Annotated in this window: 22 protein-coding genes; 12 read left to right on the top strand and 10 right to left on the bottom strand. The window is 47.0% G+C overall.

Annotated features, from left to right (window positions below):
- Positions 1–87 precede the first annotated feature (87 nt).
- The 8 genes from hisIE to hisG all read right to left on the bottom strand — a co-directional run bounded on the left by hisIE (position 88) and on the right by hisG (position 7641).
- Entirely contained in the window at positions 88–702 is a 615-nt protein-coding gene (gene hisIE, locus ORJ01_RS02565) for a bifunctional phosphoribosyl-AMP cyclohydrolase/phosphoribosyl-ATP diphosphatase HisIE (protein WP_306177515.1), read from the bottom strand.
- A gap of 486 nt (positions 703–1188) precedes the next feature.
- Positions 1189–1962 (bottom strand): imidazole glycerol phosphate synthase subunit HisF, encoded by a 774-nt coding sequence (gene hisF, locus ORJ01_RS02560; protein ID WP_229584993.1) that lies wholly within the window; start codon positions 1960–1962, stop codon positions 1189–1191.
- A complete protein-coding gene (hisA, locus tag ORJ01_RS02555; RefSeq protein WP_226749871.1) occupies positions 1944–2681 on the bottom strand; it encodes a 1-(5-phosphoribosyl)-5-[(5-phosphoribosylamino)methylideneamino]imidazole-4-carboxamide isomerase in 738 nt (245 codons plus the stop codon). The genes hisF and hisA overlap by 19 nt, the downstream gene beginning before the upstream one ends.
- Complete coding sequence (hisH, locus tag ORJ01_RS02550) at positions 2678–3271, bottom strand: imidazole glycerol phosphate synthase subunit HisH (protein WP_306176875.1); 594 nt, start codon at positions 3269–3271, stop codon at positions 2678–2680. The genes hisA and hisH overlap by 4 nt, the downstream gene beginning before the upstream one ends.
- Positions 3271–4341: a bifunctional histidinol-phosphatase/imidazoleglycerol-phosphate dehydratase HisB gene (gene hisB, locus ORJ01_RS02545; RefSeq protein ID WP_306176874.1), complete on the bottom strand. Its 1071-nt coding sequence runs from the start codon at positions 4339–4341 to the stop codon at positions 3271–3273. Before hisB ends, hisH begins: the two co-directional genes overlap by 1 nt.
- Positions 4338–5414: a histidinol-phosphate transaminase gene (hisC, locus tag ORJ01_RS02540; protein ID WP_306176873.1), complete on the bottom strand. Its 1077-nt coding sequence runs from the start codon at positions 5412–5414 to the stop codon at positions 4338–4340. Before hisC ends, hisB begins: the two co-directional genes overlap by 4 nt.
- Positions 5407–6729, bottom strand: coding sequence for a histidinol dehydrogenase (gene hisD, locus ORJ01_RS02535; RefSeq protein WP_306176872.1), 1323 nt, complete (start codon positions 6727–6729; stop codon positions 5407–5409). The genes hisC and hisD overlap by 8 nt, the downstream gene beginning before the upstream one ends.
- Positions 6730–6732: 3 nt before the next feature.
- A complete protein-coding gene (gene hisG, locus ORJ01_RS02530) occupies positions 6733–7641 on the bottom strand; it encodes an ATP phosphoribosyltransferase (RefSeq protein ID WP_226749876.1) in 909 nt (302 codons plus the stop codon).
- Between the two features lie 480 nt (positions 7642–8121).
- On the opposite strand from hisG, the gene ORJ01_RS02525 reads away from it, so the two are divergent.
- The 7 genes from ORJ01_RS02525 (at position 8122) to ORJ01_RS02495 (ending at position 13673) form a co-directional block, all read left to right on the top strand.
- Entirely contained in the window at positions 8122–8370 is a 249-nt protein-coding gene (locus ORJ01_RS02525; protein ID WP_226749877.1) for a hypothetical protein, read from the top strand.
- 146 nt (positions 8371–8516) lie between these two features.
- Positions 8517–10463 carry an ATP-dependent DNA helicase gene (locus tag ORJ01_RS02520; protein WP_306176871.1) on the top strand — a complete coding sequence of 649 codons (1947 nt, stop codon included), beginning with the start codon at positions 8517–8519 and terminating at the stop codon, positions 10461–10463.
- Complete coding sequence (gene tsaB, locus ORJ01_RS02515) at positions 10460–11158, top strand: tRNA (adenosine(37)-N6)-threonylcarbamoyltransferase complex dimerization subunit type 1 TsaB (protein WP_306176870.1); 699 nt, start codon at positions 10460–10462, stop codon at positions 11156–11158. Before ORJ01_RS02520 ends, tsaB begins: the two co-directional genes overlap by 4 nt.
- Positions 11159–11350: 192 nt before the next feature.
- Positions 11351–11659 (top strand): hypothetical protein, encoded by a 309-nt coding sequence (locus ORJ01_RS02510; RefSeq protein ID WP_226749880.1) that lies wholly within the window; start codon positions 11351–11353, stop codon positions 11657–11659.
- A 176-nt stretch (positions 11660–11835) separates the two neighbouring features.
- A complete protein-coding gene (locus ORJ01_RS02505; protein WP_306176869.1) occupies positions 11836–12573 on the top strand; it encodes an SDR family oxidoreductase in 738 nt (245 codons plus the stop codon).
- Positions 12570–13079 carry a DUF2878 domain-containing protein gene (locus ORJ01_RS02500; protein ID WP_306176868.1) on the top strand — a complete coding sequence of 170 codons (510 nt, stop codon included), beginning with the start codon at positions 12570–12572 and terminating at the stop codon, positions 13077–13079. The genes ORJ01_RS02505 and ORJ01_RS02500 overlap by 4 nt, the downstream gene beginning before the upstream one ends.
- Before the next feature lie 87 nt (positions 13080–13166).
- On the top strand, positions 13167–13673 hold the full coding sequence (locus ORJ01_RS02495; RefSeq protein WP_226749883.1) for a chalcone isomerase family protein: 507 nt from the start codon (positions 13167–13169) through the stop codon (positions 13671–13673).
- A gap of 101 nt (positions 13674–13774) precedes the next feature.
- On the opposite strand, the gene ORJ01_RS02490 is transcribed toward ORJ01_RS02495, so the two are convergent.
- Positions 13775–15067 (bottom strand): alkaline phosphatase, encoded by a 1293-nt coding sequence (locus tag ORJ01_RS02490; RefSeq protein WP_306176867.1) that lies wholly within the window; start codon positions 15065–15067, stop codon positions 13775–13777.
- 225 nt (positions 15068–15292) lie between these two features.
- Here ORJ01_RS02490 and ORJ01_RS02485 point away from each other — a divergent pair, with 225 nt between their 5' ends.
- From ORJ01_RS02485 to rarD, 5 genes are all read left to right on the top strand, one after another.
- On the top strand, positions 15293–16159 hold the full coding sequence (locus tag ORJ01_RS02485) for a class I SAM-dependent methyltransferase (RefSeq protein WP_306176866.1): 867 nt from the start codon (positions 15293–15295) through the stop codon (positions 16157–16159).
- A 176-nt stretch (positions 16160–16335) separates the two neighbouring features.
- The gene (gene fadD, locus ORJ01_RS02480) at positions 16336–17991 is read left to right on the top strand and encodes a long-chain-fatty-acid--CoA ligase FadD (protein ID WP_306176865.1); all 1656 of its coding nucleotides are present in this window, start codon (positions 16336–16338) and stop codon (positions 17989–17991) included.
- A 48-nt stretch (positions 17992–18039) separates the two neighbouring features.
- Complete coding sequence (gene rnd, locus ORJ01_RS02475) at positions 18040–19173, top strand: ribonuclease D (protein ID WP_306176864.1); 1134 nt, start codon at positions 18040–18042, stop codon at positions 19171–19173.
- A 145-nt stretch (positions 19174–19318) separates the two neighbouring features.
- Positions 19319–20686 carry a DUF4397 domain-containing protein gene (locus ORJ01_RS02470; protein WP_226749888.1) on the top strand — a complete coding sequence of 456 codons (1368 nt, stop codon included), beginning with the start codon at positions 19319–19321 and terminating at the stop codon, positions 20684–20686.
- A 228-nt stretch (positions 20687–20914) separates the two neighbouring features.
- On the top strand, positions 20915–21814 hold the full coding sequence (gene rarD, locus ORJ01_RS02465; protein WP_306176863.1) for an EamA family transporter RarD: 900 nt from the start codon (positions 20915–20917) through the stop codon (positions 21812–21814).
- Between the two features lie 75 nt (positions 21815–21889).
- Here rarD and ORJ01_RS02460 read toward each other — a convergent pair whose 3' ends face one another.
- The gene (locus ORJ01_RS02460) at positions 21890–23611 is read right to left on the bottom strand and encodes a hypothetical protein (protein WP_306176862.1); all 1722 of its coding nucleotides are present in this window, start codon (positions 23609–23611) and stop codon (positions 21890–21892) included.
- Positions 23612–23644: the final 33 nt, after the last annotated feature.

Below are 23644 nucleotides of genomic sequence, written 5' to 3'. Positions count from 1 at the left end.
CATATATTTTGCACTAACGTTGTCATGAGAAAGGCTGAATCGCGCAGTATAAAACGTTTTCAGCCCAGTAAAATCGCTAGCGTATTGTTATTTATGACGATCTTGTAGCACTTTAATGACATCATTAAGTGCTAATTTTTGACTGCGCAGCAAAACAAGTAGGTGGAAGATTAAATCTGCTGCTTCGTTTGCCAGCTCTTCTTTATCACCTGCCATGGCCGCAAGGGCTGACTCTACACCTTCTTCCCCCACTTTTTGCGCAATGCGTTTTACGCCACGGGCAAATAAACTGGCGGTATAGCTGCTTTTCGGATCGGCACCTTCGCGGCTGGCAATCACTTGCTCTAAGTCATACAAAAAGCTCAGTTGTGGGCTGTTGGCGTTATTATCATGCCAGCAGGTTTCGGTGCCTTCGTGGCAAGTAGGGCCTGCCGGCAGCGCCATAATTAGTAAGCTGTCGGCATCGCAGTCTTTGTCAATGCTGACCAGGCTTAGGGTGTTACCTGAGCTTTCACCTTTGGTCCACAACCGCTGTTTACTGCGACTGAAAAAGGTAACCGTGTTGCTTGCAAGGGTGTGAGACAGTGCTGCTGGATTCATATACCCTTGCATCAGCACTTTACCCGAGATGGCATGCTGCACTATGGCGGGCAGTAACTGATTTTCAGGCCAGCTCAGTTGTTCAATCTGTTGTTGGTTCATCATGTAATTCTCACGTTCGAATGTGTATTTTGCCATGTAGCATTAGCGTTATTTCTAGTACGCTTCACATGGTCATTGTGCGCAAAACCGCTGTAAACACTTCCACGCTTCACACTGATACTGCACGCAAAGCCGCCGTGAATACTTCCCTGTAGGCTCCTCTTTGGCATCCATGCCAAAGACGCTTTGCTTAGCAGTATCAGTGTTTCGCTCCTCAGCTCAGAAAAAGCCCTGAGCTATGCAAGAGCGATACGTCTATTAGAGTTATCTCTAGTCCGTTTCATATGAATACAGCACGCAAAGACGCCGTAAATATTTTCCTGTAGTGTGACAAACTTCAATCCAAAAGTTTGCCCTTTGGGCCAGCCTTGCTGTCCAAATGGGCGAATATCATGAATGATATTCACAATCTAGCCCCGAGAAAGCTTCACGGCGTGTCACAGAAAAAATGTACGTGGTGCTTGCGTGGGTTTTATGGCTTTCCTTTTAAGGTCGTATACTAATACCATCGGCAAGTAACTTCGCTTTTAGCTCGCTGATCTGAATAATACCCTTGTGGAAGACACTGGCCGCTAAGGCCCCATCCACATCGGCTTGTTGAAACACCTCGGTAAAATGCTGCATTGCACCGGCACCACCACTGGCGATCAACGGCACCTTGCACAGATCCCGAATGGTTTTCAGCTGCGCCAAATCGTAACCTTGCCGCACCCCATCCTGATTCATGCAGTTCAGCACAATCTCACCGGCACCCAAGCGCTGCACCTCAGTTACCCAGTCGCGAGTTAACCACTGTGTTTTTTGGGTGCGGCTCTCATCGCCGGTAAATTGATATACCTGATATTGGCCCGACGCCACATCAAAAAAGCTATCAATACCAATGACCACACACTGCTGCCCATAGGTTTGGTTAAGCTCGGCAATTAACTGCGGGTTAGTCAGGGCAGGGCTGTTAATCGACACTTTATCGGCGCCCATCTCCAAAATTTTGCCGGCATCTGCCACCGATTTAATGCCACCGGCCACACAAAAGGGAATATCTATTACCTCAGCAATGCGGCGCACCCAGCTCTTATCAACCACCCGGCCATCACTGGACGCCGTGATATCGTAAAATACCAATTCATCTGCGCCGGCTTCGGCATAGCGCTGGGCCAATGGCACAATATCACCAATAATTTCATGGTTTCGAAACTGCACGCCCTTGACTACCTTGCCATCGCGCACATCCAAACAAGGAATTAAGCGTTTTGCCAGCATGCAATGGCCTCCTCAAGCGTAAACTTACCTTCTAACAGCGAGCGACCTAGGATCACTCCCGCAACACCCGAGCCAATTAACGCCTGGATATCGGCTAATGAACCGATGCCGCCAGACGCTTGCCAAGCCAGCGTTGGGTACTTACTGCTCAGCTCACGGTATAACGCCACATTAGCGCCAGTTAAGGTGCCGTCTTTACTGATATCGGTACACAGTACATGCTTGGCACCGGCGGTAATATAACCGTCTAACACTTGCTCTAGTGTTACGCCAGACTCTTCAATCCAACCGTGGCTGGGTAAGGTTTTTTCGCCTTGGGCATTAATGGCCACATCTAAGGCTAACACAATGCGCTCACCGCCGTATTTGCGGATCCAGCCTTGAACCAACTCAGGCTCCCGAATTGCTAAGCTACCAATGACCACGCGGCTAGCACCGGCGGCGAGTAAATCCATCACATCTTGCTCGCTGCGCACACCACCACCGACTTGAATTTGCAATGGCGAGTCGGTCATTAGCTTGGTTAACAGGGCAATTTGCCGCTTGCTGGCATCTTTGGCACCCGAGAGGTCAACCACATGCAGTAGCGGGGAACCGGCTTTGGCATAGCTATCGCGAAGCGTAAAGGGGCTGAAAGTGTACTCGGTGGTTTTATCGTAAGCGCCTTGGTATAAACGCACGACAGTGCCGTCAATTAAATCTATCGCCGGAATAATCACAACTGCCACTCCAGAAAGTTTTGTAATAATCGCGCGCCCACTTTACCTGAGCGCTCAGGGTGAAATTGCGCACCGACCACATTATCTTTGCCAATAACCGCGGCAAAGTCAGAGCCATAGTGGCATTGTGCTAAGCTATATTCGCTCGGCACCACTGCAAAGCTGTGCACAAAATACAGATAATCTTGTTCAGTAAAGCCGGCCAAAATGGGGTGCTTACTGATCTGATGCAAGGTATTCCAGCCCATATGCGGTAAGCGTGAACCGGCAGCATTAAGCGGTGCCACTTCGCCTGGAATTAATCCTAAACAGGCTACATCACCTTCCATACTGTGGGCGGTGAGCATTTGCATGCCCAAACAAATACCCAGCATCGGCTGCGTTAGGCTTTGTAAGGTACCTATAAGCTCGCGCTCGGCTAAATTATGCATGGCCGCTTTTGCGGTACCAACGCCCGGTAAGATCACCCGCGAGGCATCACGGATCACCGCGGCATCACGGCTTATTACAGGCTCAACGCCTAAGCGTTTTACCGCAAAATACACTGAGCTGATGTTGGCACAGCCGGTATCAACAATCACCAAACTCATTACAACACTCCTTTTGAGCTTGGTAAGGCTTCACCCGATACGGTGATGGCTTGGCGTAGCGCCCGGCCAAAGGCTTTAAATAAGCCTTCTACTTTATGGTGCTTATTACCTTCGGTAATGCTCAAGTGCAAAGACATCAACATGGCATCGCTTATTGAGCGGAAAAAGTGTGGCACCATCTCCAGTGTTAAACCGCCCACCGCACCTTCGCCCAGCTCGCCGTTAAACACAAACAGCGGCCGACCCGATAAATCTAAAATGCACTCGGCGCGGCACTCGTCCATCGGCAGCACAAAACCAAAACGGTTAATACCGCGTTTGTTGCCCAGCGCCTGCTTTAAAGCTTGGCCTAAGGCCAGCGCGGTATCTTCGACACTGTGGTGATCGTCAATATGCAAATCGCCTTTTACTTCAACTTGTAGTGAGAAACCGCCGTGGGTGGCAATTTGCTCCAGCATATGATCAAAAAAACCTACGCCAGTGCTGAACAGGTTATTACCACTGCTATCTAAATCGACCGTCACTTTAATATCGGTTTCGCGGGTGGTACGCACCACAGTCGCGCTGCGGCCACGGCTTAATAAACGTTTAGTAATTTCGGCCCAGCCTAAGCTGTCACGTTGATACTGAAAAGCCGGTAATCCCATGTTTTCAGCGAGTTGCACGTCGGTTAGCCGATCGCCAATCACATAAGAATTGGTAAAATCGATTTTACCTTGTTGCAGGTAGTCTTTGACTAAACCCAATTTCGGTTTGCGGCAACTGCAGTTATCACGCTCAAAATGTGGGCAAATTAGCACATCATCAAACTGAATACCTTGCGAGGTTAACAGTTGCATCATTTTGTCATGCGGCGCATCAAAGGTATCGCGCGGAAAGCTGTCGGTGCCTAAACCATCTTGATTGGTCACCATCACTAAGCGATAACCCGCCGCTTGCAGTTTTAATAGCGCCGGCACTAAGCCTGGCTCGTAGGCCAATTTTTCAAGGCTATCGAGCTGCTTGTCTATTGGCGGCTCTTCTACCATGGTGCCGTCACGATCGATAAATAAAATAGGTTGGCCACTCATGCGGTTTCTCTCTGATTAGGTTGGAAATAACGTTGCATTGCGCCGGCTAAGCGCTGCATTTCTGCAGGACTGCCAATGGATACCCGCACCACCTGCGATAAACCCAGTTGGCTAGATTGGTTGCGGATCAAGATATCTTCTGCAATCAGCGCATTAACACAGGCTGCGGCATCGCTTACTTGCAACAGCACATAGTTAGCATTGCTTGGCCAGACTTTATTAATGCCCGGTAAGCTTGCGGCAAGCTTGATAAAGTCATCACGTAAAGCGTTAATGGTGGCTACGCTCTGTTGCATTTGCGCGATACCAGCGGGCGATAAGGCTTGCGCAGCAATTTGTGCCACCGGCTCGGCAATTGGGTAGGGCGCAATCATTTTTTTCAGGGCGTTGATAATTTCAGGTGCAGCCAACGTAAAACCACAACGTAAGCCCGCTAAACCAAAGGCTTTAGATAGCGTGCGCAAGATCACCAAGTGCGGATAACGGCTCAGTAGCGACACCACAGACGCCTCTGGTGCAAATTCAATGTAGGCTTCATCGACCACCACTAAGGCTTGATCTTTAAAGTGCTCTAACACGGCGATAATATCTTCACGAGGAATGAGATCACCGGTTGGGTTATTGGGGCTACAAATAAACACAAGCTTTGGCGAGGTAGCGAAAATGCCGGGTAAATCTAAACGCTCATTATCTTTTAACAGTACTTTATTCACCGACGTTTGATTGCTCTCGGCGCTGATGGCATACATGCCATAGGTCGGTGGGCAAATTGTAATGCTATCTTGCTTTGGCTCGCAGAAGCTTCGGATCAGCAGCTCAATGCCTTCATCTGCGCCACGGCTTACCAATACTTGCTCGGCAGTTAATCCTGCATACGCAGCGTAACCATCAATTACCGCTTTTGGCTGACAAGACGGATAGCGATTAAAGGTGCCATCTAACTGATAAGCGGGCGCTAGCGCGTTTTCATTGGCATTAAGCCACACCGCACCGCCACTCATCGAGCTGCGGGCAGAAGCATAAGGCACGATAGCTTTTACGGCATCACGGGCCAGCGGGTGTACCTTAGACATTTTCAGTCTCCTTTAATAAACTGGCCAAGCGTAACCGTACCGCATTGGCGTGCGCTTCTAAACTTTCGGCTTCAGCCAGGGTGACAATGGCGGGGCCAATATTTCGCATCCCAGTGGCAGATAATTGCTGCACGGTAAAGCGGCGGTAAAAATCGGTCATCGACAAGCTTGAGACGGTGCGGCTATAGCCATAAGTGGGTAATACATGGTTAGTGCCACTGGCGTAATCCCCAGCGGATTCGGGCGTCCAAGCGCCAACAAAAATACTGGCTGCGCTGGTAAAGCGCTCAGTGAGTAGCTCGGCTTGCTCTGTTTGCACAATTAAGTGCTCTGGCGCATAGGCATTGGTCACACTAATGGCGCTGTCTAAGTCGGCTGTTAAGATGGCTCGGCTGTGTGCTAGCGCTTGTGCGGCAATATCACGGCGCGGAAGGGCGGCTAATTGCACGCTGAGGGCTTGCTCTACAGCATCCAGCAAACTTGCGCTATCGCTAACTAAAATCACCTGTGAATCAGGGCCATGTTCCGCCTGCGACAGTAAGTCTGCTGCGACAAACTCTGGGTTAGCCTGAGCATCGGCCAGCACGAGCACCTCAGACGGGCCGGCTGGCATATCAATCATCGCGCCTTTGGCATCTTGGCTTACTTGCTGTTTCGCTTCAGTGACATAGCGATTACCCGGGCCAAAAATTTTATCCACTTTGGCAATCGTCTCTGTACCGTAAGCCAGCGCCGCCACAGCTTGAGCCCCGCCAATGGTATAAATTTCGGTAATGCCACAAAGGTTAGCGGCATAAATAATCTCGGGTGCAATATCGGTCGCCAAGGGTTTACCCGGTGGCGTGACCAAGACTGCACGCGGGCAGCCAGCTAATTGCGCCGGAACACCCAGCATTAACACCGTAGAAGGTAATGGCGCACTACCGCCAGGAATATACAGGCCGACACTGCCAATCGGGCGACTTTTTAGCTGACACATTACGCCAACACTGGTTTCAACTTCGATATCCCGCGGTAATTGCGCCGCATGAAACTTGCGAATATTGTCATAGGCTAATTCAATAGCGGCTTTGCGCTCAGGTTGTAATTGGCTTAACAACTGCTGTTGCAAGGTGGCACTTAACGCCAATGGGTTATCGGTAAGCTGATCAAATTGCTGACTAAAACGACGTAAGGCAGCATCACCTTCTGCTCGCACCGCCGCAATGATCTCGCGTACTTTGGGTGCAAGGCTGGCTGAATCAGGCAGGGCCGGTCTGGCCAAGGCCGCTTGTTGGCCAGCTTGATCAAGTTGACTCCAGTTAAAGCGTTGCATCGATTACTCCATCATCTTTTCAATAGGTAATACTAAGATTGAGCTGGCGCCCAACACTTTAAGTTGTTCCATGGTTTCCCAGAACAGCGTTTCGCTGCTGACCACATGCAGTGCCACCATATCGTTATTGCCGGCGAGTGGCAGTAAGGTTGGATTTTCTGCACCAGGTAATAACGCGATCACTTCATCTAACTTAGCGCGCGGGGCGTGCAGCATGATGTATTTGCTTTCGTTGGCTTGCATCACGCCTTGAATGCGTGGCATTAACTTAGCAATCAGTTTCTGGTGCTGAGCATCAGCTAAACCTTTGCGTTGGATCAGCACGGCTTTACTGCGGTAGATCACTTCGGCTTCTTTTAAACCATTAGCTTCTAAAGTCGCGCCGGTAGAAACGAGGTCACAAATCGCATCAGCTAAACCGGCCCGTGGTGCCACTTCAACTGAACCGGTTAACATCACTACGCGGGCATTCACGCCTTGCTGTTTTAAATAGCGCGTCAGTAAACGTGGGTAAGTAGTTGCAATGGTTTTGCCTTCAAGGCTGCTAACGCCTTGGTATTGCTCTTCTTGTGGTACGGCAATTGATAAGCGGCAACCGCCGAAATCTAAGCGGGCTAGCACTTCATAGTCCGCGCTTTCGTTGTCGATTTGCCGTTGCAGTGACACTTCTTCTAATACGTTTTCGCCGATAATGCCTAGATCACAGACGCCATCCATTACTAAGCCTGGGATGTCATCATCTCGCACCCGTAAAATATCAATCGGCATATTTTCAACATGAGCAATTAAGCGTTGTTCACGTAGATTAATTTTTAAACCACAGCTGCTTAGCAGTGCTTGTGATTCAATCGACAGACGACCTGATTTTTGCATACCGATGCGAAGACGTTTACTTTCAATGGCTGGACTCATTGGTCACTCCGAAAATTAAAAACTGTAATTAAAAACAAAAAACCCCGTGGCTTAGGCCTGCGGGGTTGCGAGTAACAAGATGCACCGGAGGCCCAGACAACAGCCCTCCACCTAAGCGGTAAGGCTAGGTTATATGATGGTGATGCAATGTTACTGTTAAACTATTCATGCTGTAAATTTATCCAAAATGCTATGCTATACAAGTTACTGCAGCAGACTGTTTTTCGCAAGCGCTTTTTTTCAAGTAATCCAACGGGTAATTTAATGTAAATTCATCAAAATCAATAGCATAATCTGATTCTGCGTTTTTTTAAGCTAAACAGTTGCAGAGTCGCGTTTTTAAAAATTAAACCATTTGTTTAAATTGTGGTCAGGTTGTATAGGCATGCATTGCACTCATAGCATTAAAGTGATGCGATTTTCCGCCGATATAATAATATAAAACCCAAATAACATTTGAGTTACGGACAGGAGGCAAAAATGGATGCTTTTATGCCATTTATACAACGTATTCCGGGAACGCCGATTGAGCCGGACCCGAAAACGGTGCTGCCTGTTTTTAAAGAGGCACGCCTTGAGCCCCTCAAGCGCGAAGAGCAAAAGTACCTTATTTTACGCCGTTTTGGTTATAAAACCGGCCTCGCTGATGATTATCCTGCCGCCCCTTACACCACTCCCGAAGAAGATCAGCATGTTGATAAAGACGGGCATTTAGATATTTTTGTCTGATTTTTTAGCTGAACAAGGCATAATAGCCAGTAATACATCTTATGCAGCGGTTACGTTAGCGTTTCAAAGCCTGCGTTTAAGCTAATCAAGCCTTTGTGGAGTGCCAGTGAGCTATTGCAATTTGCCCGTTTTCATCTGGATAACCTATGGCCGTTAAATCTGCCAAAGCCTTTGCTGAAAACGGTATACTCGCGCAGCATATTGCAGGCTTTAAACCTCGCGCTGCGCAACTGGAAATGGCAACCGCTGTTGAACAAACCATTCAAAAAGACGGTGCCTTGGTGGTAGAAGCCGGGACGGGTACCGGTAAAACCTATGCGTATTTAGTGCCTGCGTTACTGTCAGGTAAAAAAGTGGTGTTATCAACCGGAACGAAAAACCTGCAAGAGCAATTGTACTTTCGTGATCTGCCAACCGTACTTCAAGCGTTAGCGTTACCGGTTAAAACGGCTTTACTTAAAGGCCGCTCAAATTACCTGTGTTTGTTTCGTTTAGAGCAGCATTATCAGCATATTCCGGTAGCTGATCCGCAATTGATCGCCGATTTAAGCTTAATCAAAAAATGGTCTGCGGAGACGCACAGCGGTGACATCGGCGAATTAACCTATATTGCCGAAGACTCCAAAGCCTTACCCTATGTAACCAGTACTACCGATAACTGCTTGGGTAAAGACTGCCCCGTTTATGAAGAGTGCCACTTATTAAAGGCGCGCAAAGAGGCACAGGCCGCCGATTTAGTGGTAGTGAATCATCACTTATTTTTTGCTGACTTAGCCTTAAAAGATACTGGCTTTGGTGAGTTGTTGCCAGAAATGGAAGTGGTGATCTTTGATGAAGCGCATCAGATCCCTGATATCGCCAGTGAGTATTTTGGCGAACATTTCTCTAGCCGTATTTTACAAGATCTGTGTAAAGACATTGAGTTAGTCGGTAAGGCAGAGCTAAAAGATGTCATGCAGCTAAGCAAGGCTGCAGATAAAGTGGCCAGCCTGACTCGCGATTGGCGGCTGCAATTTGCCACAGATCCCGCGCGTGGCAATTGGCGGCAAGCTTATCAAAACCCGGCTATGCAAACGGCGATCACCCGCATAAACGATGCGCTAGATATGTTGTACCAGATTGTTAAAAGTAGCTTAGGCCGCAGCCAAACCTTGGATAATTGCTACGAGCGTTTAGCACAGCTTAAAAGCCAACTGCAAAAATTGCTGCAGGTTGAACAAACGGGGGTGAGTCTTTGGTTCGAAACCAGCAAATTGCATGTTGGTTTGCATTTAACGCCACTGAGTATTGCCGATAAATTTAACAAGCTAGTGTTTGCTGAGCAGCGCAGCTGGATTTTTACGTCAGCCACGCTATCGGTAGATGAAGGCTTTGCCCATTATCAACAACAAATGGGCTTGACGGGGGCAGATACCCTGTTACTCGAAAGCCCGTTTGATTATGCGCAACAAGCGCTGCTCTGTGTGCCGCGATTTATGCCAGAGCCGCACGAGCCTGCAATGATGCATGCTTTATTAACTATGGCAATTGAGCTAATTACCGCTAATAACGGGCGTTGTTTTTTCTTATTTACCAGCCATCGTATGTTACAGATGATGGCGAAAGCCTTACCTGAACAAATTCGCCAGCCGGTGCTTATTCAAGGCTCTACCGGTAAACGTTTATTGTTAGAACAATTTGTTAAATTAGAAAATGCGGTGCTGCTGGGTACCGGCAGTTTTTGGGAAGGCGTTGATGTACGTGGTGATACCTTAAGTTGTGTCATTATCGACAAGCTACCCTTTGCCTCGCCAGATGATCCGTTGTTACAAGCGAGGGTGGAAGATTGTGCGATGCGCGGTAAAGATCCTTTTGCTGAGGTACAATTACCGCAAGCGGTGATTACCTTAAAACAAGGGGTCGGCCGACTGATCCGTGATGTAACCGATCGCGGTGTGCTGGTGATTTGCGATAATCGGTTGGTGACTAAACCCTATGGGGCGACCTTTTTAAAAAGCTTGCCACCGATGCGGCGAACGCGTGATCTCGGCGCGGCCAGTCAGTTTTTAAAAGAGATGCAAGGTTTAAAAGAGCAGCAACAAGGAAACTCATGAATTTTTTAGCGTTAGATACTTCTACCGAAGCGTGTTCCGTCGCGTTAAGTCACAATGGCAAAATACTGACCCTAGACGAAGTATGCCCGCAACAACACAGCAAACGTATTCTACCTATGGTGCAGCAATTATTGGCTGAGGCCGGTGTTAACCTGAATCAGCTAAATGGTATCGTATTTGGTCGTGGCCCTGGGAGTTTTACTGGCGTAAGGATTGGCGTGTCGGTCGCACAAGGTTTAGCCTTTGGCGTCGATGTACCGGTATATGGCGTTTCGACTTTGGCGGCGATGGCACAAGCTGCTGCGCAGTTAAAAAATGCTCAACACGTTATTGCTGCAATTGATGCGCGGATGGCCGAGGTCTATTTGGCTGTCTATGCTCGTGATGAGCAGGGTTTGATGCAGGCGATTAGCGCTGAAGTGGCGGCAAAGCCTAGCGCCTTACCCGCAGCGATAACCGCTTTAAATTTTGACACTGAGGTAATGGCCGTCGGCACCGGCTGGCAAACCTATCAGAGCCAGCTACAAGGCATACTTTCAGCCAGCGTGGCCAAAGATATTTTATATCCCTCAGCACAATACATGCTGCCTTTTGCTGATCAGGCATGGCAACAGGGCCACTTTGTTGCAGCAGAGCAGGCCGAACCGGTTTATGTGCGAGACGAAGTCACTTGGCAAAAACTGCCCGGCCGTTAACCCCTAACCACACTCACATTACCAAAGACTGGTCAGACCGCACTCCGGTACAGGTCTGACCATACTCAGAGACGTTAGCTTGAAGTCGCTAGCTTGCAGATGCATATTAATATCACTGTTTGCAAAAGTTACTGGCTTGTTGGTTGATTACTTGTCTATAATTAGAGCACTTTCCAATAGCTAAGATCTTGCATGAGCATCAACGCCAGTAACAACATTAATCCTAGTAGCTTGCTAAATCCGGCAACGAATCGGCCACAGCCGAGTCGTACGGTGCAGCCAGAGCGGGAGAGTGTGGTTAAAGAAACGGCGGGTATTCGTTTTGAGCGTGATGCGGTGGAGCGATTAGATAGCGAGCGGGAAGCGCAAACTAACCGCCAATCTTTTCGCGATAACACGGAACAACGCAACGAACGCGCGGTTGCTGCGTATCAAAGTTTGCAAAACGAACAACGCCGCAGCGAAGTTCAAGCCATGCTAGGTGTTGATTTATACGCTTAATGGCTGTTAATTGTTTGCTTTAATTTTTTCGTTTCGCTTATCCCTTCTACTGCCACACTGAACTGTTCTAATTCCTTTACGTACAAGTTATATCTTTTTTGCTCGCTTACTATTTATTTGGCCTTGCTTACAGAAGCTAATGCGTGAGTGAGCTCAGCGACATAACAGGAGTGAATATGTCTGCAACAATTCTTATTACCGGCGCTAGCTCAGGTATCGGGCGCGAAACCGCAAGCTATTATGCACAGCAGGGCTGGACGGTTTACGCGGTGGCTCGCTCAGAAGATAAGTTAGCGGCACTGGCTGCTGAACATCCTGAAAAAATTATCCCTGTCAGCTTAGATTTAACAGATTATGCAGCAATGCAAGAATGGCAAGCCAGTTTACCGGCAACACTTCATTTTGATGTGGTGCTGTTAAATGCCGGGAATTGCGAATATGTCGAGGCTAATGATCTCGATTTAGATGCGTTTGCACGAACTTTTGCCATTAATTTTCAGGCTGTTGTTAGCAGTACTAAGCTGTTATTACCACGCTTAAAAGCCGGCAATACTTTAGCGATTGTTAGTTCAATGGCACATTTTTTTCCTTTTACTCGTTCAGAAGCCTACGGTGCCAGTAAAGCTGCGGTCAGCTATTTTGTTGATAGTTTACGCGTCGATTTATCTCATAGCGGCATCCATATTTGTTTGATTGAACCCGGCTTTATTGATACGCCATTAACGCAAAAAAATGATTTTCAGATGCCTTTCTTAATGCCTGTGGCCGCCGCAGCTAAACGTATTTTTGATGGCATCGAAGCGGGAAATTTACGGCTGCGTTTTCCAAGACGCTTAGCCTATTTATTAAAAACGCTGAGTGTGTTGCCTTACGGTTTACGCTGTAAGTTGGCAGCCAAGATGAAGCAATCATGAGCAGCGTTAAGGTTAAATTAAATTGGCGAGTCTTAATTGGCTTTGAGTTAAGTTGGTTTTTACTGGTCTATTTTCAGCAATTGGCTTTTTGGCCGGTTTTAGCTTATTTGCTTTATGGTCTTTGGCAACTGCCGTCAATGAAGGCGCGTTATTTGGTATTGGCGGCTACCATTTTAGGTATCAGTGTTGACTCGTTATTAGTCGCAACCGGGATCTTAAGCTTTGCGCAATTGGCTTGGTTACCGCTGTGGTTTATTTTGTTGTGGGCCATATTTGCGTTAGCACTGGTTGAAGTGATGAGTCGTTTCTTAACAAAACCTTGGCTGGGCTTTTCCTTGGGCGCAACCGGTGGGCCGCTGTCTTATATTGGCGGTGCGGCATTAAGTGACGGTGTCATGAGCTTCCCATCAGGCGTGACTTCATACATCGTTTTATGTTTAGTCTGGGGCTTATTAGGTGTGATTTTCGGTAAGATCCCGAGCTTGTTAGAGACCAGGACAGCTTAAGAGTTGAACGGTTCCGCTCAGAAATAGTCTAAACATTATCGTCGGCGGCATCACAACGCTGCTTTTGGCAAGTTATTTGGAGGGGCTATGCGTAAGTTATTGGGTATTGTTTTAGCACTGGGTGTGTCATTCCCGTTGTTCGCGGTTCCGCAACTTGAGACCGTTGGCCAAGGAAGTTACCGTTATTTATTTTGGCAGTTATACGATGCACGTTTAGCGACCCGCGATGGCCGTTATGTCGATTACCAGCAAAGCTCGCCGTTATTGTTAGAGTTAACTTATAAACGCAAGATTAGCCGTGATCAGTTCATCGAGGCAACAGTTGATGAGTGGAAAAAGCTGAAACAAAGCACCCCTGAGCAACAAGCTGACTGGGCTGAACAATTAAAGACTTTGTGGCGTGATGTAAAAGAGGGTGATCGTTTAGCGGCAGTGCTGTTAGCGGATTCGAGTGTCGAATTTTATTTTAATGGCACTAAAACTGGGGTGGTTGAAGATAACATTTTTGGTCCCGCGTTTTTTAATATATGGCTACACAACGATACCAGCGCCCCAAAGTTACGCGAGCAATTAACCGGTCTAGGTAGTGAATAAACAACAAAGCGCAAGTTAATACTGGATAGTTAAGTGTTGTCTCAGAATCACTTAACTATCCGGCAAAAATAAATACTAGGCGTTTTTAAGCCCGCAAAGGCTTAATGGCTACTGATATACTTGATTAATTGCTTAGCAATATCGGTATTGTCCATAAAGCCGTGGAAATCTTCACTGTTTTTACCATAAGCCATGACGGGGACATCCACCGCGGTATGGGCGCCTGTTGTCCAACCGGTGTAAGAATATTGAGCCACAAGTTTAACCGCCACTTCGCGTAAGGCTTTTTGCTCTTTGCCCCGAGCAGCTAACAATTGTTGCTGTTCTTCTTTGGTTAGTTGGATCTTGGTAAGAGCTAGCCAGCGTGCTAGCGCGGTGTTGTCATCTGGGGCAGCGTTAAGCTCATCTGCTATTTTACGCCCCGTAGCTGATACCCCTTTAATGACCTCTGGTAACCATAAATACTTGCCTGCCGCCCCTAAAGACATGCCACCGGTTTCGTGATCAGCAGTAATAATTAATAAGGTATCAGGATTGGCATCGACATAGGCTTTAGCAACCGCGATAGCGTTGGCAAAATCATCCATTTCAGCCATGGCACACGCGATGTCGTTATCGTGGCCACACCAGTCAATCTGACTGCCTTCTACCATCAACATAAAACCTTTTTCAGCAGGGCTCAACAATTGTAGAGCTTTGCTGGTCAGTGTCGCTAGTTGTCTCGGTTCAGTCGCATTAAGTGCAGCAGGTAACGCAACGTCAGCCATCAGTGCCAGTGCCGGTGCGCGAGTCAGCGAATCAAGTTGCTGCCAATTATCGATGTACTGATAACCTTCGTTTTTAAATTCATTAACCAGATGCCGATCTTCACGGATAAAAAACTGAGTGCCACCGCCTAAGATTACATCAGCGACCGGCTTGCCGTTGATCCGGTAGTCAAAGTACATATCTGCAATCTGATTGTAATTTTGCCGACTGATATTGTGGGCTAAAAAGGACGCGGGAGTGGCATGGTTAACCTGAGAACTTGCGACCACACCATTAGCTTTACCGTGATGTTTCGCCAGTTGCATCATAGTGCCAATCGGTATGTGTTGGCGATTGACTGATATAGCGCCGTTATAGCTTTTTACGCCAGTGGCCAGAGCTGTAGCACCTGCTGCAGAGTCAGTAACCAGGGTGTCGTCGTCAGGGTAGGTGCTAGCGGTACCCTTGAGTAAATCATCAAATATCGTGTTAGCGACAGGGTGTTCCCCCTCGTGTTGATAATAACGATAGGCCGTTAAGTAAGCGGGGCCCATACCATCACCTATCATGTAAATGATATTTTTTGGCGCTGCAGTTGCGGCGGTTGAGGCAAAAGCAATTATGGGTAGCAGTAATAATGCGCGCATCAGATACCTTGTGTATTTAAACAACAGAGAAGTATTTATAGTTTAACGGATGAATATGACAACACCAAGGCGCTTGCGGCAAACTGGCTAAAAAATGATGCCAGTATGCAGGGTGCTTTTGCTGGACTTTTGGGCAAATAGGGCGTTATCTTAAAGCGAATTGTTTGATCGCAGTTCCTTATCCAGAGTCCGCATCTTAATAATGTTATGAAGCAAGGTTTTACTATGAAAAAAATAACAACAAGCATAGTGTCTTTAGGTTTATTACTGGCGTTAATGCCTACGCCTAGCATTGCTAATAATGCCACCGAGTGGCAGCAGCGTTTGACCGAATTGTCTGAGGGTCGTTCGCGTGGAAAGGCTCACTTGCAGCGCAACCAATACCGCAATCCAGTTGAGACCTTAATGTTTTTTGGTATTGAGCCGCAAATGTCCGTTTTGGAAATTTGGCCAGTACGAGGCTGGTATACCGAAATTTTGGCGCCGTTTTTAAAAGATGAAGGGCAACTGACGATTGCGCATTTTCGTTTAGATGGTAGCAATAATGCGGGTGAAAAAAGTGTGTTCTGGTCTCGACTGACCAACCGATTAGAGCAGCGCATATTGCAGCAAGAGGCCACTTTTGGCCAAGTATCTCGCGTCGCGTTAGATCCCCCCAACTTTATTCCGCAACTAGCCGCTGACCAATTTGATATGGTATTGAGCTTTCGCAATGTACATATTTGGGATCAGGCAGGACATTTGCGAGCAACGTTAGAAAATATGTTTCGGGTACTCAAACCGGGCGGCATCTTAGGAATGGTTGAGCACCGTGCTGCTAAAGTGACCGAACTGACCAGTTATGCCGTAGAAGGTTATACCGATGAAGCCTATTTAATCGCTGTAGCTGAGGCGATTGGCTTTCATTTAATTGACCGTAGTGAAGTTAATGCCAATGCAAGAGACACCAAAGATTATGTGAAAGGGGTTTATACCTTGCCGCCAACGTTAGCATTAGGACAAGAAGATCGCGATTTTTACCAAAATATTGGTGAAAGTGATCGCATGACACTGAAATTTATTAAACCACAAGACGTCGACAGCTTAGATTGATTGTCTGCTGCAGACATTTATGGGATGATTAACCTAGAGTAAAAACTCAGTATTTAGATGGCAACAGTAACTACTGTTCAACATCAACACAACTATAACGATAAATGGTTTTGTCAGAATACAGCATAGACGCCTGACAGCGACCAGATAGAAAAACTTCAAAAAAGGAGTAGACGGTGGATAGAGTCTGGTTAGAGAGTTATCCTGAAGGTGTGCCGGCAACAATTGATCCCGATCATTATTCGTCATTAAACGACATTTTTAGCCGTAGTATTGAAACTTACGCCGATAAAGACGCTTTTATCAATATGGGTAAGAGTCTTACTTATCGTGAGTTAGATCAGCAAAGCCAAGCCTTTGCCGCGTACTTGCAAAATACCTTGGGTTTGGTTAAAGGCGACGCTGTCGCGATTATGATGCCTAACCTTTTACAATACCCAGTGGCGTTAATGGGAACCTTGCGTGCCGGTTGTACCGTAGTCAACGTAAACCCCCTTTATACGCCTCGGGAATTACAACATCAGCTGTCAGACTCTAAAGCCAAAGCCATTGTTATCGTCGATAACTTTGCGCACACGCTGATGGCGGTAGAAAAACAATTACAAGTTGAACATGTCATCTTAACCAAGATGGGTGATATGTTAGGTAGTGTCAAAGGTTCGGTCGTTAACTTTGTTGTGAAACACGTGAAAAAGTTGGTGCCCGCCTATCAACTGCGTAAAGCCATTCCCTTTAAACAAGTGCTGAAAGAAGGTGCTAGGCTGCAATGGCAAAAACCGAACATCAGCGGTGAAGATATTGCCTTTTTGCAGTATACTGGCGGGACTACCGGCGTATCAAAAGGCGCCATGTTAACCCATCGCAATATGGTGGCAAATTTAGAGCAAGCCAGCGCCTTTTTAGATCACTTTTTAGTGGCAGGAAAAGAGTATGTTGTCACGGCGTTACCGCTTTACCACATCTTCGCGTTAACGGCGAATTTCTTTGTGTTCTTTAAGCTAGGTGGTACCAATTTACTGATCACCAATCCACGTGATATGCCCAACTTTGTTAAAGAACTCGCTAAATTTCCGTTTACCTCGATCACGGGCGTCAACACCTTGTTTAATGGTTTGTTAAATACGCCAGGTTTTGACAAACTGGATTTTAGTACGCTAAAACTCTCTCTGGGTGGCGGTATGGCGGTGCAACGGCCAGTCGCTGAACGTTGGAAAAAAGTCACTAAGAGTCGCTTATTGGAAGGTTACGGTTTAACGGAGTGCTGCCCACTGGTTACTTTAAGCCCGGTGAACTTAGAAGACTTTAACGGCAGCATTGGCTTACCGGCACCGTCTACAGACATCCGTTTAATTGATGATAACGGTAACGATGTTGCCCTAGGTGAGTCAGGTGAAATGTTAGTGCGTGGCCCACAAGTGATGCTGGGTTATTTAAACCGCCCAGAGGAAACCGCTAAAACCATCAAAGAGGAATGGCTTTACACTGGTGACATTGCTCGGATGGATGAGCAAGGTTTCTTTTATATTGTCGATCGTAAAAAAGACATGATTTTAGTGTCGGGCTTTAACGTCTTCCCTAATGAAATTGAAGAAGTTGTCGCCATGAACGATAAAGTACTTGAAGTGGCCGCAGTGGGTGTTCCAAACGACGTAGCGGGTGAAGTGGTTAAAGTGTTTATCGTGAAAAAAGATCCTTCTTTAACCGAGCAAGAAGTGATTGCGCACTGTAAGCAACATTTAACGGGCTACAAAGTGCCTAAACTGGTAGAATTCCGCAAGGAATTACCCAAAACGAATGTAGGCAAGATACTACGCCGCGAATTACGCGGTTAGTACTTAGAGCCGGCGATTGCCGGCTTTATTTTTTGAAGAGAGAACACCATGTCGTTGCTTAGTGATAATCAAAGTTTAGCCCGTTTTTGTTTGCAGGCAGCAGAGCAGCCTAGCTTAGCGGTTGATACTGAGTTTATCCGGCAAAGTACCCTGTCACCGAAGTTAGGGTTAATTCAATTATTTGATGGCCAGCATTTTGCGCTGGTAGATCCGCTGGCGATTGATGATTGGACGCCATTACAAACGTTGTTTGCAGCGCCGCATATTTGTAAAATTCTGCATTCTTGCACCGAAGATTTAGAAGCTTTTGCAACCATTAATATTACGCAGCTCACTCCCTTGTTTGACACTCAACTTGCAGCAGAAGTGATCGGTTGGGGTGGGAGTATTGGCTATGCTCGGTTGGTCGAGCAAATTACCGGCGCGGTGATCGATAAGAGTGAAGCGCGTACTGATTGGTTGGCAAGGCCATTAGCGCCCGCACAGTTAGCGTATGCTGCGAATGATGTAAAATATTTGCTCGATGTATATCAACGTTTGCTTAGTGAATTTAAAACCCCGCAGCAACTCGAGGTTTTATTCGCGGAAGGGCAACAATTACTGCAACGTCGCCAGCATCAATTGCCTGATCAATTTAAGTTTTTAGAGATTAAAAACAGTACCCAATTAAATAGTCGTGAATTAGCGGTATTACGTGACATCGTAAGTTGGCGTTTTCAGTATGCCAGTAGCAAAGATCTGGCATTGGGTTTAGTGGCTAAAGATGCTCAGTTGCTGGAATTAGCGAAACGCCGCCCGGCCACCCCAGAAAGTTTATTGAATATACCCGGCATGGCGACTCGTGATATGCGTCGACATGCCAAACTATTAGTGGAGTTAATTCAGCAGGCGAAAGCGTTAGCGCCAGAGCAGTGTCCACAACGTTTTTATCATCTTGACCGTTTTGCCGGAGAAAAGGTGGTGTTAGCTGAACTGGGGCAGGCGGTGAAAGAAGCCGCTGCCAGTAGTGGTTTGCCCGCCCCATTTTTGTCAACCCGTCGGCAATTGCATGAGTTTTTTAATTGGTGTTGGCGGGTGTCCGATGAGCAACGTTCACAATTACCGGTCCCTGAATATTTACGAGGCTGGCGTGCAGAGCTACTAAAACCGTTTTTACCCAAACCAGCACATATCGACTTTTAAATTAACTGAACAACAACGTTAGTTAACGTTAAATGGATTTATGTAAAAAATAGGTGTTTTCTTTCGATATTTGTCAACTTTTTCGATTGATCCCGTAATTTTGAGACAGCGTAAATTTTCGGGCTTATCAATTAAAAGGGTATTAATGATGAAGAAAATATTAACACTTTCCTTAGCTTCTGTGGCAATGCTTTCCTTAAGTGCTTGTAACAGCAGTAACGATGATGAAACCATCACACCACCAGGTCAGCCTGCAGCCGTTGCGGATGCCACCTTGAAGTTTGTACATGCCTCGTCAGATGCACCTGATGTCAATATTCGTTTTGGCGCGAACGCGGTATCGGGTTTGGCTTATGCTCAGAGTTCTGCAAATTTCAACGTGACTCCGGACACATACCAAGTTGCTGTTGATGCCATTTTACCAGGTAATAGCACTGCCACAGTGATTGGCCCATTGGGTGTGACGTTAGCCGAAGCGACCAACTACACCGTATTTGCTGTTGGCTCTGTTGCAAATGAAACCTTAGAACCGCTAGTGGTTACCTCTGATGTTGCGCCACTGGCTGCGGGTAACATCCGTGTGCAAGTTGTACATGCGGCTTCAGCAGCACCCACTGTGGATGTGCATGTTACTGCGCCAACGGATGCCTTAACCGCACCCTTAGCAACCCTTGATTACAAAGACTTTACTGCGCCCGTAGATGTGCCAGCAGGTAACTATCGTGTCCGTATTACACTTCCTGGCCAATCTACCGTTGTATTTGACTCGGGTACTTTAGAGTTAGCCGCAGGCACGGATTTAGTGGTAGCGGCAATCAACAACCGTTTATCAGGTGCTTCACCTGTCTCATTGTTAGCGGTTGCTCCAGATGGTAGCTTCTTTGATGTGGCTGATGCCAATACCACTTCTTCAGTGCGCGTCGTACATAACGTCTCAGATGCACCTGCTGTTGATGTTATCGTTAATGACAGTATTGAACTGGTTTCGGCGTTATCTTTCCCTGACTTCACTGATTATGTGGGTGTTGCTCCAGATACCTACAATGTTAAAGTCGCTGCGGCTGCAGATAATAGTGTAGTGGTCATTGATGCAGACCTGACCTTAGATGCAGGCGCGTTTTACAGTGTGTTAGCTGTGGGTTCTTTGCAAAATGATACCATTGAGCCGTTAGTGTTAGCAGATATGCCACGTCGTGTTGCAACTGAGGCACAAGTGCGTATTGTGCATGGTTCTACTTTAGCCGGTCCTGTTGATATCTATGTTACTGCTACTAATGATATCAGCGCTGCTACCCCTGCGTTTGCAGCTGTGCCATTTAAAGCCGACACCGGTTATGTATCGCTAGCCGAAGGTACTTACTTTGTTACTGTAACTCCAGCGGGTAGCAAAACGGCTGCTATCGGGCCATTATCGTTAGACTTAGAGGCTAACAAAATCTACACCGCGGTTGCTCGTGATGGTGTAGGTTTAACCGGTAACGTGGGTTTGATTTTATTAGACGATTTTAACTAAGTCGTTACTGAAATACTTTTTCCTGTATCTTGAGCGACTAGCCTTGGCTAGTCGCTTTTTTTTGCCTGAGGCCTGCATTATTTAAGCTATTGTTTATATTGATGTAACGTCCTATATTTGACCGCTTTGTTTTTGCAGCAGCTAACAGGCCGGCGTGGCTTAGCACAGATAGAGGCAGACGCATCCCAGCGTTGTGCGTATAATCGGCCGCTAATTTACGGGGTGGTTATGTCGTTAACGCGTGAACAAAAACTCGGTGGTGTATTTGCTGCCAGTGCTTATACCTTATGGGGCATTGCCCCGTTATACTTCAAACAGATTGATTATATCCCGGCTGCGGAGATTTTAATTCACCGTATTGTTTGGTCATTTCTCTTATTAACTTTGGTGATTGTTGCACTGCGCCAAGTACACAGCACGTTTAGGGTGTTTCGTCAGCCGAAAATGTTGGCTAGCTTATTGCTGACTGCGGTATTGCTAGGTGGCAACTGGTGGTTGTTTATTTGGGCGGTGAATAATAAACACATGCTCGATGCCAGCTTAGGCTATTACATTAATCCGTTGCTGAATGTGCTACTAGGTATGATGTTTTTGGGCGAGCGCTTGCGTAAATTACAGTGGCTGGCGGTATCGCTGGCAGCAGCAGGTGTGTTGTGGCAAATCATCAGTTTTGGTGCTTTGCCTTGGGTCGCTTTAACTTTGGCGTGTTCTTTTGCGATCTATGGTTTGTTACGCAAAAAATTGGCGGTCGATGCCATTACCGGTTTGTTTTTTGAGTCTTTATTGTTAATGCCACTGGCGCTGTGGTACTGGAACTCCTTTGCAGAGAGTTCAGCCGTTAATTTGTTAAACAACACCTTGGCGTTAAACGCTTATCTTGTGGCTGCGGCCTTTGTGACCACGATCCCTTTGCTGTGCTTTATTGCCGGTGCGCGTCGTTTGCGCTTATCGACAATGGGGTTCTTTCAATATATCGGTCCAACTTTTATGTTTATCTTTGGTGTTTGGCTTTATCAAGAGCCGTTTGCGGCCGAGCGCTTATTTACCTTTAGTTTTATTTGGGCGGGGCTAATTTGTTACAGCTATGATGCTTGGCGTAACTCGCGCCAATCGCGAAAAGCCAGCTAAAACAAGCAATAAAAAAGCCAGAGCATGGCTCTGGCTTAAGCTATCTCGCAGGTGGTCGTAACCGCTAAACGGAGTTTAGTCTGCCAGTTTCATTTCCGTGCTGACCACGACACCATGCTCGTTGACACCAAAAGACATGCCAATTTTCATATCTGATTGCAGCATTGATTCAAGCTCGGCAGGCATAGGTTGTCCTGACATGGCAAACATTTCACCCAGAGCGGCAAAGAACTGTTGATAATCCATACCAAAAGCAATCATGCCGTTTTTCTTTAAGGCTTCTTTAGCAATCACTTGTGCTTGAGCGGTGGCTTTATCACCCACATACAACAAGAGGTGATTACCGCTTAGCTTTAGCCGTACATCTAAATTAAGCATGGCAACGGGTGGAAAAATATCCGCTACGGCAATATCCTCGCCATCAGCTGGCAGCGTAATATTCGCCAAAGGCGGTAACATCGCTTTGGCATTTGCTAATAAGGTTTGTGGATTATCAGCCGACAAGGTCACTAAGGCATCAGCCGCTTTTGGCTGCCCTGTGTTCATGTCGATGCTAAAGCCATTAATGGTTACTGAAGCACCTTGCAAGCCATTGGCAGCCATGCCGGCCATGGCTAACATCATCATAGGGTTTTGCGCTTTCATCTGCTCTTGTATCGCCACAAGTGGCTCACAGCTAAGCGTCAGATCTGTCATGCCAGCCCACATTTTACTAATAGCTGGGGTCAGTTGGCTGATCTCAGTTCCCATGGCTAGGTAGAACATGGACGGATGGATCCCACCCGCTAAACTCGACGGGATAAAGCCTTGCATACTCTGCATGCCTTCTAAAGCAATTTGGCTTTCTGTAGGCCACAGCATCGTGCCGCTCATATGTAAACCGCTGTTATCTTGCTGGGCAATTTTGGCATCCATTACTAAACCTGGCCAAGTTTTCGCGAGCATGGCGGCATCAGTACGACAGGCATCGCTGTGCCACACTTCAAGCGCAGCAGGTAGGCCATCTGTAAACGTTAGCTGCAAATCTTTAGCTAATTGATTGCCATCGGTAGTGGTTAAAGCTAAAGCCAGCTGTTCGGTACTTAAAAAACCAATGCCATCTTGATGCAGCTGATATTTCTTGCTCATTTCGGTGAGCTTTTGGCTGTTACCTAAATTTTGTGCAGGTTTACTTTGCGCTAAACTTTGCGCGCGGTGCTCAGCCGATAATTGCGTGTTGTGTAAAACCACCGTACCCCAGCCACGATCAATACTGACCAACAGCTCTAAACCAGGCATAGCATCACCTAAGGGATAAGCCTGATAGCTATGCTCGCCTAACTGGCGTTGTTCAGAGACGACGCCGCTTTGGGTCGCTGCGCGCTCAAAGAAAGCTTGAAAGGCTAAAGCGTCAGACACTTCAAAACGCACCACCGGTGCCGCGCCAACTAAATAACTGAGCGAGCGTGTTTTGGCCATAATGCCGGTGTTGGCAACAAAGGTTTCTGGTGATGTTAATACGGTCAGGTAGTCTTGAAATAAGGCTATGGCAAATTTCAATGCTGGCGAGCCATTCTCAGATAATGCGGCCATCGCTTGCTGCATTTCGTCAGAATTATATTGTGCCGGTGACATACCGAGACTTTTTAAATAGGACACGATATCCAGAGCAGTAAATTGGCCAGAAAACAGCGCGGTATCTGCAGGAACGTAGTCTAGCTCGGTAAACGAGCTTGGGCTGGTAGATGATTGATTGAGGGCGAAATAGCCAGCAACGCCTGCGGCAACGATAGCGGCGGCAATTAGGGTCTTGCGCATTGTCTGCTCCTTTGACATAGAGTTATGATGATA

This window comes from Alishewanella sp. SMS8 (assembly GCF_030737935.1).
Lineage (GTDB): Bacteria > Pseudomonadota > Gammaproteobacteria > Enterobacterales > Alteromonadaceae > Alishewanella > Alishewanella maricola.
The sequence above is the reverse complement of the archived record's forward strand: the minus strand, read 5'-3'. Positions and strand labels throughout refer to the sequence as shown.

Bases quoted from the DNA above. Each gene is read 5' to 3' on its own strand.
- hisD (WP_306176872.1), bottom strand. From the start codon at position 6,729: ATGCAACGCTTTAACTGGAGTCAACTTGATCAAGCTGGCCAACAAGCG.
- hisF (WP_229584993.1), bottom strand. From the start codon at position 1,962: ATGCTGGCAAAACGCTTAATTCCTTGTTTGGATGTGCGCGATGGCAAG.
- hisH (WP_306176875.1), bottom strand. From the start codon at position 3,271: ATGAGTTTGGTGATTGTTGATACCGGCTGTGCCAACATCAGCTCAGTG.
- ORJ01_RS02505 (WP_306176869.1), top strand. From the start codon at position 11,836: ATGTCTGCAACAATTCTTATTACCGGCGCTAGCTCAGGTATCGGGCGC.
- hisIE (WP_306177515.1), bottom strand. From the start codon at position 702: ATGAACCAACAACAGATTGAACAACTGAGCTGGCCTGAAAATCAGTTA.
- hisB (WP_306176874.1), bottom strand. From the start codon at position 4,341: ATGAGTGGCCAACCTATTTTATTTATCGATCGTGACGGCACCATGGTA.
- ORJ01_RS02490 (WP_306176867.1), bottom strand. From the start codon at position 15,067: ATGCGCGCATTATTACTGCTACCCATAATTGCTTTTGCCTCAACCGCC.
- tsaB (WP_306176870.1), top strand. From the start codon at position 10,460: ATGAATTTTTTAGCGTTAGATACTTCTACCGAAGCGTGTTCCGTCGCG.
- ORJ01_RS02510 (WP_226749880.1), top strand. From the start codon at position 11,351: ATGAGCATCAACGCCAGTAACAACATTAATCCTAGTAGCTTGCTAAAT.
- ORJ01_RS02520 (WP_306176871.1), top strand. From the start codon at position 8,517: ATGGCCGTTAAATCTGCCAAAGCCTTTGCTGAAAACGGTATACTCGCG.
- ORJ01_RS02460 (WP_306176862.1), bottom strand. From the start codon at position 23,611: ATGCGCAAGACCCTAATTGCCGCCGCTATCGTTGCCGCAGGCGTTGCT.
- hisC (WP_306176873.1), bottom strand. From the start codon at position 5,414: ATGTCTAAGGTACACCCGCTGGCCCGTGATGCCGTAAAAGCTATCGTG.
- ORJ01_RS02500 (WP_306176868.1), top strand. From the start codon at position 12,570: ATGAGCAGCGTTAAGGTTAAATTAAATTGGCGAGTCTTAATTGGCTTT.
- ORJ01_RS02470 (WP_226749888.1), top strand. From the start codon at position 19,319: ATGATGAAGAAAATATTAACACTTTCCTTAGCTTCTGTGGCAATGCTT.
- ORJ01_RS02495 (WP_226749883.1), top strand. From the start codon at position 13,167: ATGCGTAAGTTATTGGGTATTGTTTTAGCACTGGGTGTGTCATTCCCG.
- ORJ01_RS02485 (WP_306176866.1), top strand. From the start codon at position 15,293: ATGAAAAAAATAACAACAAGCATAGTGTCTTTAGGTTTATTACTGGCG.
- hisG (WP_226749876.1), bottom strand. From the start codon at position 7,641: ATGAGTCCAGCCATTGAAAGTAAACGTCTTCGCATCGGTATGCAAAAA.
- rarD (WP_306176863.1), top strand. From the start codon at position 20,915: ATGTCGTTAACGCGTGAACAAAAACTCGGTGGTGTATTTGCTGCCAGT.
- ORJ01_RS02525 (WP_226749877.1), top strand. From the start codon at position 8,122: ATGGATGCTTTTATGCCATTTATACAACGTATTCCGGGAACGCCGATT.
- rnd (WP_306176864.1), top strand. From the start codon at position 18,040: ATGTCGTTGCTTAGTGATAATCAAAGTTTAGCCCGTTTTTGTTTGCAG.